Raw genomic sequence first — 13,893 nt, forward strand, 5'->3', positions numbered from 1 at the left:
CGGGTCAGCCGCCGCTCTTCAGGCGGATCTTCCAGCGCACGAAGCCGAGGTAGAAGATGCTGAGCACCACCAGCATCGCCATGTCGAACGTCCACGCTCCGGCCGTGTGCTTCCAGTGTGAGTCCTTCGGGACCTGGGGAACCGGACAGAGTCTGGTCAGGTCGATCGTGGACGCCGACGTCGCGAAGCCCCATCTCGCCGGGGTGACCCACGACATCTGGTCCAGCCCCAGGCGGTTGGTGACCGGAATCATGCCGCCGGAGAACACCAGCTGCGACATCACTGCGACCACCAACAGCGGCATGATCTGCTCGCTGGTCTTGGCCACCGACGACAAGACCAGCCCGAGCATGGCCGAGGCCACGGTCGTCGCAGCGATGTCGGCATACAGCTCCAGTGCCGGACTTCCCAACACGACGGCACTTGCCTTCGGTCCGGGCTTGCCGAGCAGCGCGATGATGGTCACGATCGCTGACTGAACCAACGCGAGCACGGTGTACACGCAAACCTTGGCCAGCAGGTACGCGGTCGTGGACAGCCCGACCGCCTGCTCCCGCAGGAAGATGGCCCGCTCGCCGATGAGGTCCCGGATGGTCAGCGCCGTCCCCATGAAGACCGCGCCGACGTTGAGCAGCACCAGGATCTGTGCCGGCTCGGTGGGCGCGTCACTGGTCAGGGGCGGGGCGTTGAAGCCCACGTCACCGGGCACCGACATCGACAGCGAACCCATGATGAACGGCAGGATCGCCAAAAAGATGAAGTAGCCGCGGTCGGAGATGATCAACCGCAACTGCCGTCGGGCGATGGTGGAGAACTGCCGGACCAGGCTGGTGTGCGCCGCTTCGCCCAGCTCGGCGGGTTTCTCCGTCGGCGGAACCGGCGGGGGTGGTCCGGTCTGCGCCAGGTAGCGGGCCTTGGCTCCGTCCGGGTCCTCGGCCACCGAGCTGAAGATGTCGGCCCAGTTGGTGGTGCCCATCGACGGGCCGATCTGGTTGGGCGGTCCACAGAACGCGGTCTTGCCGCCGGGAGCCAGGAGCAGCACCTGGTCGCAGACGTCCAGGTAGGTCAGCGAGTGGGTGACCACCAGCACCACCCGGCCGGCGTCGGCCAACTGCCGCAGCATCGTCATGACCTGGCGGTCCAAGGCCGGGTCCAAGCCGGATGTGGGTTCGTCCAGGATCAGCAGCGAGGGACCGGTGAGCAACTCCAGCGCGACGGAGGCGCGCTTGCGCTGACCGCCCGACAGCTTGTCGACACGCGTCTCCAGGTGCTTGGTCATCTCGAGTTCTTCGAGGACCCGGGACACCACCTGTTCGCGGTCCTCCTTGGTGGTGTCGGGCGGCAACCGCAGCTCGGCCGCGTACATCAACGCCTGCTTCACGGTGAGCTGGCCGTGCACCACGTCGTCCTGCGGGACCATACCGATCCTGCTGCGCAGCGAGGCGTACTCGGCGTGCACGTTGTGTCCTTCGAATGACACCGTCCCGCTGGTCGGGTGCGTGTAGCCGGCGACCAACTTGGCGAACGTCGACTTGCCGGCTCCCGAAGGCCCGATGACGGCGGTGAGCATGCCCGGACGTGCGGTGATCGAGATGTTGTCCAGCAGGGTCTTGTTGCCCTCGATCGTCCAGGTCACCCCGCGCACGTCGAGCCCGCCGGTGCGCGTCTCCTGCAGGCTTTCTTCGCGGCGCGACAGGGCGCCGTTGGCGAAGACGAGGTCGATATTGCCGATCGTGACCACGTCGCCGTCGCGCAGCATCGCCGATTCGACCCGGGTGCCGTTGACGAAGGTGCCGTTGATGCTGCGGTTGTCCCGAATCTCGGTGCCACTGGCAGAGGGAATCAGGGTGGCGTGGTGGCGGGAGGCCAGCACCTCCGGTATGACGATGTCGTTGTCGTCGGCACGGCCGATCTTGACCGCCCCGGGCGGCAGGTCCCCAGCCTTGCCCGGCCGCAGGATCTTCATCATGGAGGTCCTGCTGCCCGCCTCGGCGGTGCGGCCGATGACCGGGGGCGGTTGCTGCTGCGCCGACGACCGGTAGATCTGCGGGGCGGGCTGCGGACCACTCGGCTGGTGCATCGGCTGTGGACCCGAGGGGTATCGCGACTGCCCTCCGCTCGGCGGCGCCGCGGGCATGCGAGCGGTCGACGGATGCTGGGGCGGGCCTGCCGCCCAGCTGGCCCCGCTCGGCGGCTGGCCACCTTGAGCGGGAATCGGTCCGCTGGGCCGGGCGGGAATCGCCATGGCGGTAGTCGCGGGGGGCCGGCCGACCGAGCCCTGGTTACGACGGCCGACTTCGAAGTCCAGCGCAGGCCCGTCGGGATTGCCGATGTTGACGCGTTGCCCGTCCTGAATGTCGACGACCGGCACCCGGCGGTTGTTGACATACAAACCGTTCAGGCTGCCATTGTCGATGGCGACCCATCGGCCCTGGTCAAAGCGCAGTAGCAGGTGTACGCGGGATATCAGTGGATGGGCAACACGGACGTCCGCGCGCAGATCGCGACCAATAACTACATCGTGGCCTGCTGCGAAGGTACGTTCGGCTCCGTCATACCGCACGGTCAGCACAGGTGGGGCGGCTGTTTGGGTCATCGCAACCAACTTTATCGGCATGGACGCCAACTGAAGTAGCAGGACGTCGAATATGTGTAACCGGCGGGCCTGGCCAGACGCACACGGCGGCCCCCGAAGCCGCTGCGGACGCTGACATTTCGATTCGTTGAGTTCTATCCTGCAGGCCGCTGGCATTCCGCCCCGAGGAGAGAACTTGACCACCTTATCCGACGATCTGCGCACGTCGAGCTACGAAGCGTTTGTCTACTTCTATCCGCTGGTCACCATGGACGTCACCCGACTGCAGGCCTTGCATTCGGCCCCCGGGACCCGACCCGGCTTCGGCCCGCCGAACCAGTTCTCCCACTTGCGGGAGTTCCCGCCGGCGGAGTTCCGGTCGGTGGTGCGGCCGAATTTCGACACGCTCTACTCGATCGCGTGGCTCGATGTCAGCAACGGCCCGGTCCGACTGCAGGCCGATGACACCGACGACCGGTTCTATATGCTGCCGATGCTCGACATGTGGACCGACGTGTTCGCCAATCCCGGCAAGCGGACGACCGGCACCGGCCCGCTGGACCTGGTGATCACCGGCCCGGGCTACACCGGCGACGCGCCCGCGGCGGCGGCGATCGTCAGCGCGCCAACGCCCCATGTCTGGTTGATCGGGCGGACTCAGACCAATGGCCCGGAGGACTACACCGCGGTTCATCAGGTGCAGGATGGCTTCCGCATCACCGAACTCGGCCCCCAGGCGGAGGTCGAGCCCGATCCGGGCTACGACGTGACCACCGAACCGCTCAAGGTCGTCAACGGCATGACGGCCACCGAGTATTTCTCGTATGCGGCTGAACTGTTGCGAGTGCATCCGCCCCATGCGACCGACTTCTCCATCCTCGCCCGCCTCGCGCTGCTCGGCATTGAGCGAGGCAAACCATTCGACGCCCAGCGGTTCACCCCGGAACAGCTGACGCAGCTGGAGCAGGGTTGCCAGGATGCCCTGGCCGACATGCTGGCCGCCGGGCCCAGGCTGGCAGCCAGTGTCAATGGCTGGGTCAACCTCGTCGAGGGCATGGGTGTCTACGGCAACAACTACTTCCGTCGCGCGGTGGTGGCACTGATCGGTCTGGGGGCGAATCCGCCCGAAGACGCGGTCTATCCGTTACTTGCCTCCGACGCCGACGGGGCCCCGGTCACCGGTGACCACGACTACGTCGTTCACTTCGATGCGGACAGATTGCCGCCCGTGGATGCGTTCTGGTCGATCACCATGTACGACGCCGAGGGGTTTCCGGTGGCCAATGAACTGAACCGGTTCGCGATCGGCGACCGCGATCCGCTGCGCTACAACGATGACGGTTCACTCGACATCTACATCCAGCACGACACCCCCGGCCCCCAGCGCGCGAACAACTGGCTACCCGCTCCCCGTGGGCCGGTCGGCGTGACCATGCGCCTTTATGCGCCCCGGCCCGAGATCATCAACGGTGCCTGGTCTGCGCCGCCGGTTAGGCGGGTTTGACGAGCACCGCTGGACTGAGGCCGGAACCGCAATCAGGGGGGGCCACCGTTGCCGCCGGTGCCGGCGGTTCCGCCGGTCCCGCCGGCGCCCCCGGTGGCATCGATCGGAGCATCGCCGACGCTGCCGTCCTCGCCGCCGGTGCCGGCAACGCCGCCGCCACCCCCGCCGCTCCCGCCATCGCCACCATCACCACCAGTGCCACCGGTTCCACCGATTCCGCCGCTGCCCAGCACCGAATTGCCGCCAACGCCCCCCGTACCACCACTGGCGCCATCGCCGCCGTCGCCACCGGCCCCGCCGGTCGGTTTCGGCCGCACCCGCGGCGCCCCCGCACCGCCGTTGCCCCCACTCCCCCCGGTTCCGCCGGCGCCGCCTGCCCCACCGTCACCGAAGTCCCCGCCGCCCGGTCCTCCGGCGCCGCCGGCACCAGCCGTTCCACCCGGCCCGCCGTCGCCGCCGTCAGCTGGAGCAGTTCCAATGCCACGTCCGCCGGTGCCGCCAGTGCCGCCAGTGCCGCCGGTGCCGCCGGTGCCGCCCGTGCCGTTGTTTCCATTGCCCGCACCGCCGTCGCCGCCCGCGCCGGCGCTCCCACCACGACCGCCTTGCCCGCCCTCCGCGCTGTTGCTCCGTCCGCCTTCACCACCGGTACCGCCGGCACCGCCCTTGCCTCCGTCACCGCCGTCACCGCCCCCGATCCCGCCGACCCCGCCTCGACCGCCCCGGCCACCATCCCCAGCCTGGCCACCCTTGGCGCCCCGTGCATCGGGCCCGGAGTCGGTGTTATCGCCGCCGCGGCCACCCGCACCGCCTTGGCCGCCGGAGCCGCCTTGGCCGCCTTCGCCGCCACCGACCCCGTTGATGCCGGCGCCGCCATCACCACCTTGGCCGCCGACGCCGCCGGCCCCGCCCCGGCCGCCATTGGTGGGAGCGCCGCTGGACGTGCCGTCCACGCCGGCGCCGCCCACACCCCCGGCGCCTCCGAACCCACCCTTGCCCCCGGCGCCGATCGAACCAGCGTCGCCACCGTCGGTGCCAGCGCCGGCCGCTCCGGCCGCTCCACCGGTGCCGCCCTTGCCACCGTCGGCACCCGCCGCATCCATCCCCGTACCGATGTTGGTGCCGCCGCTGCCGCCGGCACCGCCCTGCCCGCCGACACCACCCTGGCCGCCTTGGCCACCGCCGACGCCCTGCACACCGGCGCCGCCGTCACCGCCACGCCCGCCCGCTCCACCGATACCCCCTTGGTCACCGCCGGTAGGCGTCTCGCCCGATGCGCCATCGGCACCGGCACCGCCTGCGCCGCCGGTGCCTCCGACCCCACCGCGGCCGCCTGAGCCGTGGGCCCCGGCGGCACCGCCGTCCGTCCCGGAGCCGCCCGATCCCGCCGCCCCGCCGGCACCACCCTGACCGCCGTCACCGCCGCTACCGCCAGTGCTGCCAGTGTTGGCGCCACCGGTGCCGCCCTTGCCGCCCTGCCCGCCGACACCGCCCAGTCCACCCGCGCCGCCGCCGACACCGTCGATACCGGCACCACCGTCACCACCCCGGCCGCCGGCACCGCCGCTACCGCCCAGCCAGCCCGCTTCCGGACTCTCGCCGGACGCGCCGTCCTTACCGGCACCCCCTAGGCCACCGCTACCCCCGACCCCGCCCCGTCCTCCAGTGCCGTGGGCCCCGCCGGCACCGCCGTCCGTCCCGGAGCCGGCCAATCCCGCCGCCCCGCCGGCACCACCCTGACCGCCGGCACCGCCGCTACCGCCGCTGCTGCCAGTGTTGGCGCCACCGGTGCCGCCGTTGCCGCCCTGCCCGCCGACACCGCCCAGTCCACCCGCGCCGCCGCCGACACCGTCGATACCGGCACCACCGTCACCACCCCGGCCGCCGGCGCCGCCACTGGCGCCCGCACCTCCGACCTCGGGAGTCTCGCTGGATGCACGGTCCACGCCGGCGCCGCCCACACCCCCGGTACCCCCGACCCCACCCTTGCCGCCGGTGCCGTTCGAGCCGCGCGCACCTCCATCAGTCCCTAAGCCCCCGACACCGGCCGCCCCACCGCTGCCGCCCTTGCCACCGTCGGCGCCTGCCGCATCGACACCGACTCCAGTGTTGGTGCCACCGGTGCCGCCCTTGCCGCCCTGTCCACCGACACCGCCCCGGCCACCCTGGCCACCACCGACACCGTCGATACCGGCACCACCGTCACCACCCCGGCCGCCGGCACCGCCGGAGCCGCCCTGCTTACCTGCCTCGGGTGAGTCCCCGGACACGCCGCCCAAACCGGTGCCACCGTTACCGCCCGTGCCTCCGGTACCGCCCGTGCCACCCACGCCGTTTGCCCCGCTCGACCCGCCATCGGTGCCCGAGCCGCCTGAACCGGCGGAACCACCGCCGCCGCCCTGCCCCCCGGCACCGCCGGTAACGCCGCCCGGTCCGATGGCCGTGCCTCCGTCGCCACCCATGCCACCTTGGCCCCCGCGGCCACCATCGCCCCCGGCACCGCCGCCAGTCCCGTCAATGCCCGCGCCCCCGTCGCCCCCTTGCCCGCCGGCGCCGCCGGAGCCGCCCTGGTGGCCATTGCCGGGCCCGAAAATGCCGCTCGTACCAGCCTTTCCGATGCCGCCGCCGCCGCCATCACCACCGGCGCCGCCACGTCCGCCCGTGCCATTGGCGCCGGCTCCACCACCATCGGCCCCGTCACCGCCCGCGCCGGCCTGGCCGCCGGATCCACCTCGGCCACCGTCCGCACCGGTCGCACTGTCGCCAATCCCGGTGTTGCGACCGCCGGCACCGCCGTCGCCGCCTTGACCCCCGTCACCGCCCGCGCCGCCCTGGCCACCACCTACACCACCGATGCCCGCGCCGCCGCTGCCGCCCCGTCCGCCGGCTCCACCGTCACCGCCCTGGCTTCCGTTGGTTGGCACACCACTGGATTCGCCGGCCTGACCTGCGCCGCCGACACCGCCGACACCGCCGCCGCCCCCGGTGCCGCCGCTGCCCGCGCTTCCCGCAGTCATCGCACCCAACAGGCCAGGCGCGCCGCCTGCTCCGGCCGCCCCGCCGGTCCCGCCGATCCCACCCTGCCCGCCCAGTCCCAGACCGGCACCACCCGAACCACCGGTGCCCCCGGCACCCCCCTGCCCCCCGTGGCCACCTTCACCAGCCCAGCCCAGCAGCGCACTTCCTCCGACTCCGCCCGCGCCGCCGGTACCGCCAGCGCTCCCGGTCCCGCCTTGCTGTCCGGCCAAGCCCGCATCCCCGGCGCTTCCGGCGCCGCCCAGCCCGCCGTCCCCGCCACGACCACCGAAGCCAAAGAGCGCGCCGCTCCCGCCGTTTCCGCCGGCTCCGCCGCCCCCGCCGTCCGCGCCTGCCACGCCTGCCGCGCCGTTGCCTCCGGTACCACCGGCACCACCCGCCCCGAACAACGGCGCCATGCCGCCGTCACCACCAGCGCCGGCCGCCACGGCGCCGACCCCGCCAACGCCACCGGCTCCACCTGATCCCAAGAAGCTCCCGCCCCGGCCGCCGCTGCCACCGTTTCCGCCGTAACCGCCAAGGTCGCCGCCGCCCATTCCACCGCGTCCACCGTTCCCGATGAACGGCGCCGCGCCACCGGTCCCGCCATCCCCTCCCAAGCCACCTGTGCCGCCCGTCCCGCCCGATCCGAAGAGCCAGCCGCCACTACCGCCGGCTCCACCGGTCCCACCGACCCCGCCGCCGCCACCCACACCGCCGGTGCCGATCAGCCCGGCCGCGCCGCCGGCACCCCCGGACGCGCCGACATTGGTGCTACTGCCTCCGCTGCCGCCATTGCCGTACAGGATTCCGCCCGGCTGGCCGGGTTGTCCGATCGGCCCACTGGCCCCATCAGCGCCGTTACCGATCAAGGCACGCCCTACCAGCGCCTCGGTGGGCGCGTTGATCACCGCTAGCAAAGCCTGCCCGACCGATTGCACGGCCGACGCGTTGGCCGCTTCAGCGAATGCGAAACTTCCCGCGCTCGCGCCCAGGGACAAGACAAGCCGATGGTGAAACGTCAAGGCTTGTGCACTGATCACCTGGTATTCCTGGGCATACGCCCCCAACAACGCCGCGATCGCCTCCGACACCTCGTCGGCAGCCGCAGCGGCCACCCGTGCCGTCGGCACAGCCGCCGCCGCATTGCCTGCGCTCAACGCCCGTTCGATGACCGCAAGATCGTCAGCGGCCGCAGCCAGCAGGTCGGGAACAACGACAAGTGACATCGACGGACTCCTCGCATCCGGTCATGCGCTTCGCAGAAAGGGGCAGAAATTTAGAGACCAAGTCTCAACACTCCGTGAGATTATCCCCGAAGCCGTCTCATGGGAAGCTTTCCAGAGAAATTTTTCGACTTGCCTGGCCGGAGCGTTCGCCCTCATGACACGTCTCCGCCATGCGGACCGCCAGATGATCGGGCGGGAGTGCACGGAATTCCTGCCATCGAGCCAGCGAAATGCGAATCACGTTCCAGGATAAGCTTTCCCGTAGGTACAGACCTTACCCTGAGCACACGATGACGGGTCGCTGACGCCGCCGTTCCTGGAGCCGCGGTGAGCCTCCCGGCCAGGCTCTGGTCTCTGAGTGACATTCACCAACAACTGCGAGCGCCCTCCGCTGCGACACTGGCGGCCTGCACGCCCGCGAGGTTCAGCATCCAGCGCGCGAATATGATGAATTTTTCACCGGAAGGAGAGACGCCGTGGCGCAGCGGGCTTACTGGAAGAGGACCGGCTTCACCTTCGCCATCGTGGCGCTGGCAGTCAACATCGCGCCTGACGTACTCGTTCTAACGACGCCATCAGGGACCGCGCTGGCCGACGTGTGTGTCAGCGCCGGACGACGCGTATCGGTGAGCGGTTGCACAAACATCGCCGACGCGGTGGCCCCTTACGCGCCGCCGCCGACGGACTATGCGCCGCTGCCGGAAGACTATCCGCCTCCCCCGCCGCCGGCCCCTAACGTCAACGTGTGCGCGAACGTCGGCCGGCGCGTCACGGTCAGCGGGTGCGTGTGACCCGTTAGCCGTTCAGGGCCTGCCGTTTCCTCTTCGGATCTCCTGCAGGCACTGCAGCCTGGTCTGGCCGGTCTGCTCCATGCAGACCCGGACCGGTGTCTCCTGTTCGGTGGGTGGCGGCGTTTCGTTGGGTTCCGGAGCGCTGCGGACCGTCGGGCTGGAGACGGTGCCCTCGGTCAGCGACCAGATGGTGGTGTTGGTGCCCGCAATCGTCGAGCAGTAGGCGGTCGCGCCGGTCTTGGTGGTGCCCAGGCTGCCCAGCGGGAAACAGTTGGCTCCGATGGCGACGACCGGGATCTCCGGGGCGGACGTAAGGGTGGAGGTGCCCACTGCCCCAGTGCTCGGCGCCGACATCGACGCGGTCTGCGGCGAGGTCTGGGTACCGGATGACGCCCGCTCTTCCTTGTCCGCACGCAGGTATTCCTGCAGTGCGAACAGCACCGCGATCACCAGCAGGACGGCCAGCAACGCGGGAACCATGATGGCCGGCCGCAGCAGCGAGCGTTTGGGCTCCTGCTGCCCCGCAGCGGCCAGGGAGAGGCTGGTGTCATCAGGGTCCCCGGCACCCCCCAGGTTGTGGCTCAGCGCACGCGCAAAATCGATGCACCGCAGGTAGCGATCCTTCGGGTCCTTGGCCAGCGCCTTGGCGAAGACCGGGTCCAGATTCGACAGTTCCGGGCTGCGTTCGCTGATGGCCGGGGGTGAGGCGCTGAGGTGCTGGCTGATCACCACCGCGGGGTTAGTGTGCTGAAACGGAGGCGCGCCGGTGAGCAATTGGTAGGCCGAGGCGGCAAGCGCGTATTGGTCCGCCCTGCCATCGAGGTCACCGCCCATCAGCTGTTCGGGCGCCGCATAGGCCACCGTGCCCACCGTCATGTTCGTCGCGGTCAATCCGGTCGATTCGCCGACCAGACCGGCGATCCCGAAGTCCGCCAAAAGAATTCGCCGATCCGGAGAATCCGGCTGGGCGATCAGAATGTTCGCGGGCTTGACATCGCGATGAAGCAGCTTGTTCAGATGGGCATAGTCGAGCGCCTCGGCGACCGCAGTGATGATCTCGACGACTTCCGGGCCGGGCATACCGTTGGGATACCGCTCCTCCAACAACTCTCCGGCGTCGATGCCGTCGACGTAGTCCATGTCGATCCACAGCTGACCTTCGGACTCGCCCCGGTCGTGCACCGCGACAATGTGCGGGTGCCAGAGGGCGGCCGCAGTGTCGGCCTCGCGGTGAAACCGCTCCCGGTATTCGCCGTCGGCCGAAACATCCGCCTTGAGAACCTTGAGCGCGTCCTGGCGAGGCAGTCGCGGGTGCTTGGCCAAATAGACCTCACCCATCCCACCGGACCCCAGCCGCTTGATGATGGTGTATCCGGCAAACGTCGATCCTTCGTCGAGTGCCATGGCGGCATAGTAGCCCGCACGGCAGCCACGGAAACCGAGGACGGTCTGCGCTCGCACAAACGCGGTTCTCCACCGGCTTGCATCGGGTAACTTGCCAAGCATGCCCGAACCCGGCAACGCATTCCCCGACGACGTGCCCATCGCCGATGCCGCCGAACAGCTGCAGTCGACAGCCGATTCGCCGGACGACGACGAATACCTGCCGCAGCCGGCCGACGAGATACCGCTCGAAGCGAGCGTCCCGGACTGGCAGGAGCAGCAGGAAACTGTTGTGCTCGATGCTGAGTTGGGGGAACGCGGCTAGGTTGCGGCGGCACCACCCGGTGCGGGCCGCCAGCTAATCTTCGGATGTTTTCTCCCTGACCGGATGAGTCCCAACCCGCTGCGCCGGCGGTGTCCTCGAGGTTCGGCGCAGGGGTACGGACTGTAAATGGTTCGTCAATCTCTCGTAAAAACCGCCACCCGCATCGCCACACGCCGGGAAACAGCATAGATTCGAGGAGGCCGGTCGATCAGAGGGGCGCCCAGGCCAGTCCCGCCGATAGGAGGCGTCATGCCGACAGCTGAGACGCAACTCCGCCAGCAGATGCGCGACTATGCCGTCGAGTTGCGGCAAGTCGCCTACACCTTGCCCAATGGAGTGGGCGAGCACGATCTACTCCGGCTATCCGATCAGCTGCGCGCCGCGGCCGATCAGGTGCTCAACAAAGGGGCTTAACGGCTTATCAAGGCGCGCTTGACGAATCTGCGGTTGCGTGGACTTCGACCGCGACCTCGTCAACGCGGCAAGCACAATCGTCATGTGCACCAACAAGACTGGCGCGAACATTCGCAGGGGCGGGTGGCGCATGGTTGCCGGTCAGTTTGACCGGAATTCCGTTGAGCACGCCATTGCCCGACGGCTCGTCAACGAATGTCGGCGGGGACAGCACATTAGTGTTTGCGCCGGGCGAACCGTTGGCCACCGACAACCGGGTTCCCGGTTTGTCGTGACCCCAGCCGTGCGGCATGGAGACCACACCAGGCTTGATCCCGTCGGTGATTTCGACCGGCACCTTGATTTCGCCGGATTCAGATTGCACCGTGACGATGTCCTCGTCGGCGACGCGGCACCGGGCCGCGTCCTGCGGATGCATCAGCAGTGTGCAGCGCTCCCTGCCCTTCATCAACGCGGGCACGTTGTGCAACCACGAGTTGTTCGACCGGAGGTGCCGGCGGTTCACCAGCACCAGCGGGTCGGCCGGGCGTTCCAGCCGGGTGGCCAGCCGCGGGAGGTCGTCCAGCAGGTACCGAGGCGCGAGGCGAATCTTCTTGTCCGCGGTGCCGAGAATGTCGGGAAGTTGGGGCACCATCGGGCCGAAGTCGATCCCGTTCGGCTTGGCCTTGAGTAGGTCCAGGGTGAGGCCGCCGGGTTTCTCGCCGTACCGATCCCCAAAGGGGCCGGTGCGCAGGGTCAGGTCCAGGATGCGCTCCGGACCGCCGTGATCGTAAAGCTTGCGGACGGTGGCCCCGTCGAGTCCCTGGGTGAACGCCAGATAATCGAAGAATCCGTCGTCGATCGCACCGACGTCTACGTCCTCGGCCGGCGTGCCGGAGCACAGTCCGGTGAGCCGGATCAGGATCTCCCACTCATGCGGCCGGTCACCCGGGTCGAACACCGGCGCCGAATAGTTGGCGAAGCTGCGAATCGCGAACTGCAGCACCAAATCGTCGTGGTGGGGCTGCTCCAGGGGTGACAGGCCGGGCAGGATCACATCGGCGTGACGGGTGGTCTCGTTCAGCCAATTGTCAACGGAGATCATCGCTTCCAGCATCGGCATGGCCGTGTCGAGCTTGTCACCGCCCGGTGAGGAGAGCACCGGATTGCCGGCGATGGTGATCAGCGCTTTGAGCTGGCCCTCCCCCGGCGTCGCGATCTCTTCGACCATGCAGGACACCGGAACCTGGCCGAGCACTTCTCTGGCTCCCCGTACCCGGGTGTGCCAACGGCCGAACTCCGCTGCGCCGTCCTCCAGGCCGGGCAACGGCCGGGTGGTGATTGACCAGGCCGCCGGACGCGGGAACATGGCACCGCCCGGAGTGTCGAAATGCCCGACCAAAATGTTGACGATGTCGACCAGCCAGCTGGCGAGGCTGCCGAATTCCTGGTTGCACAAACCAATCCGACCGTAGACGACCGACCTTTCGGTGCCGGCCAGTTCACGGGCCAGGCGGCGAATGCGTTCTTCGTCGATGCCCGTGACAGCGCTCACCCGGCTCGGCGGCCATTCCGCCGCGACGCGGCGCATCGTGTCCACGCCTTCGACGTGCGGTCCGGGTGCCACCAGGCCTTCGGCGAAGAGGGTGTGCGTGACGGCCAGTAGCAGCGCCGCATCGGTGCCCGGCACGATCGGCAGCCACTCGTCGGCATGGTCGGCGGTGCGGGTCCGCACCGGGTCGATCACAATCACCTTGCCGCGCCGACGAATCGCGTCGATCATGCCCATCACGTTCGGCGCCGCAAGCAGTGAGCCCTGCGATGCCGCGGGGTTTGCGCCCATGATGACGAGCAGGTCGGTGCGTTCGATATCGGGTACCGGAAAGTTCCACCAGCCGCCGTACATGAGGTGCGACGAGAGGTTCTTCGGCCACTGGTCGACCGTGCCTGGCGAATAAGTGACCGGCATACCCGACATGCCCAGCAGCACGCCCGCATAACGGGCCAGGGAGAACGAATGGGCCAGCGGGTTGCCGGTGTACGCCGTGACGGCGCCGATGCCGTACTTGCGGATCACGGGCGTCAGCAACTCCGTGCAACGCCGGAAGGCGGCGTCCCAGCCGACCTCCTGCCACTGCCCGTCGACCTTGATCAGCGGTCTGCGAATCCGGTCCGGATCGTCGTGCAGAGCTCCCAGCGCGGCACCCTTCGGGCAGATGTGCCCGCGGCTCCAGACATCGTCGCGGTTGCCGCGAATGCCGGCCACTTTGCCGTCTTGGACGCGAATCGCCAAGCCGCACATAGCTTCACACAGGGGACAGGTATGTAGATACCGGCCGTCTTCGGGGCTTATCACCTGTCTACCTTATTACGCTACGGTCGGTAGCGGAAGCATCGCAGGATGTTGGCCGCCCGAGCGCGGTACTGATGTCGCGGTCGGCACCAACGCGATGCGGTCAAATGTCACCGCTACCAAAGGGACTGAGACCCCAGCGGGCCGATGAATTCGTTGAAACACACGTCCTGCAGAATTTCGGGCCAACGCCCATTCGGCTGTCACCTGTTGAGGCACTCGCGGGCGTCGGACCAACCGCCGGCCAGCGACAGAACGCGAAATTAACCGAGAATGAACCGGATTGACTTGTTGCTGAACACGCGCACGCACGGGTCGATCCGCGCTG

General features: G+C 69.0%; 7 protein-coding genes and 1 pseudogene. 4 read left to right on the forward strand and 4 right to left on the reverse strand.

Annotated features, from left to right (window positions below; all coding sequences use genetic code 11):
• Positions 1 to 4: 4 nt before the first annotated feature.
• Positions 5 to 2,596 (reverse strand): FHA domain-containing protein, encoded by a 2,592-nt coding sequence (locus AC5Y7D_RS03925; RefSeq protein WP_499921854.1) that lies wholly within the window; start codon positions 2,594 to 2,596, stop codon positions 5 to 7.
• A 175-nt stretch (positions 2,597 to 2,771) separates the two neighbouring features.
• Here AC5Y7D_RS03925 and AC5Y7D_RS03930 point away from each other — a divergent pair, with 175 nt between their 5' ends.
• A complete protein-coding gene (locus AC5Y7D_RS03930; protein WP_499921856.1) occupies positions 2,772 to 4,079 on the forward strand; it encodes a DUF1254 domain-containing protein in 1,308 nt (435 codons plus the stop codon).
• Positions 4,080 to 4,111: 32 nt separating this feature from the next.
• Here the strand turns inward: AC5Y7D_RS03930 and AC5Y7D_RS03935 are convergent, their stop codons facing one another.
• Positions 4,112 to 8,320: a PE family protein gene (locus AC5Y7D_RS03935; RefSeq protein WP_499921858.1), complete on the reverse strand. Its 4,209-nt coding sequence runs from the start codon at positions 8,318 to 8,320 to the stop codon at positions 4,112 to 4,114.
• A 530-nt stretch (positions 8,321 to 8,850) separates the two neighbouring features.
• On the opposite strand from AC5Y7D_RS03935, the gene AC5Y7D_RS03940 reads away from it, so the two are divergent.
• A complete protein-coding gene (locus tag AC5Y7D_RS03940; protein WP_499922168.1) occupies positions 8,851 to 9,111 on the forward strand; it encodes a hypothetical protein in 261 nt (86 codons plus the stop codon).
• A gap of 12 nt (positions 9,112 to 9,123) precedes the next feature.
• Here the strand turns inward: AC5Y7D_RS03940 and AC5Y7D_RS03945 are convergent, their stop codons facing one another.
• Complete coding sequence (locus AC5Y7D_RS03945) at positions 9,124 to 10,515, reverse strand: serine/threonine-protein kinase (protein WP_499921860.1); 1,392 nt, start codon at positions 10,513 to 10,515, stop codon at positions 9,124 to 9,126.
• Positions 10,516 to 10,615: 100 nt separating this feature from the next.
• Between AC5Y7D_RS03945 and AC5Y7D_RS03950 the strand changes: the two genes are divergently transcribed.
• Both AC5Y7D_RS03950 and AC5Y7D_RS03955 read left to right on the forward strand, forming a co-directional pair.
• Entirely contained in the window at positions 10,616 to 10,819 is a 204-nt protein-coding gene (locus tag AC5Y7D_RS03950; RefSeq protein ID WP_499921863.1) for a hypothetical protein, read from the forward strand.
• A gap of 249 nt (positions 10,820 to 11,068) precedes the next feature.
• The gene (locus AC5Y7D_RS03955; RefSeq protein ID WP_499921865.1) at positions 11,069 to 11,233 is read left to right on the forward strand and encodes a hypothetical protein; all 165 of its coding nucleotides are present in this window, start codon (positions 11,069 to 11,071) and stop codon (positions 11,231 to 11,233) included.
• Positions 11,234 to 11,345: 112 nt separating this feature from the next.
• Here AC5Y7D_RS03955 and AC5Y7D_RS03960 read toward each other — a convergent pair.
• Positions 11,346 to 13,568 (reverse strand): annotated as a pseudogene (locus AC5Y7D_RS03960) (molybdopterin-dependent oxidoreductase); the annotation flags it as partial.
• Positions 13,569 to 13,893: the final 325 nt, after the last annotated feature.

Source organism: Mycobacterium sp. NGS49 (assembly GCF_059812565.1).

What these genes read in the sequence shown, in the direction of transcription:
- AC5Y7D_RS03925 (WP_499921854.1), bottom strand. Translation starts at nt 2,596, where the DNA reads ATGACCCAAACAGCCGCCCCACCTGTGCTGACCGTGCGGTATGACGGA.
- AC5Y7D_RS03935 (WP_499921858.1), bottom strand. Translation starts at nt 8,320, where the DNA reads ATGTCACTTGTCGTTGTTCCCGACCTGCTGGCTGCGGCCGCTGACGAT.
- AC5Y7D_RS03945 (WP_499921860.1), bottom strand. Translation starts at nt 10,515, where the DNA reads ATGGCACTCGACGAAGGATCGACGTTTGCCGGATACACCATCATCAAG.
- AC5Y7D_RS03950 (WP_499921863.1), top strand. Translation starts at nt 10,616, where the DNA reads ATGCCCGAACCCGGCAACGCATTCCCCGACGACGTGCCCATCGCCGAT.
- AC5Y7D_RS03955 (WP_499921865.1), top strand. Translation starts at nt 11,069, where the DNA reads ATGCCGACAGCTGAGACGCAACTCCGCCAGCAGATGCGCGACTATGCC.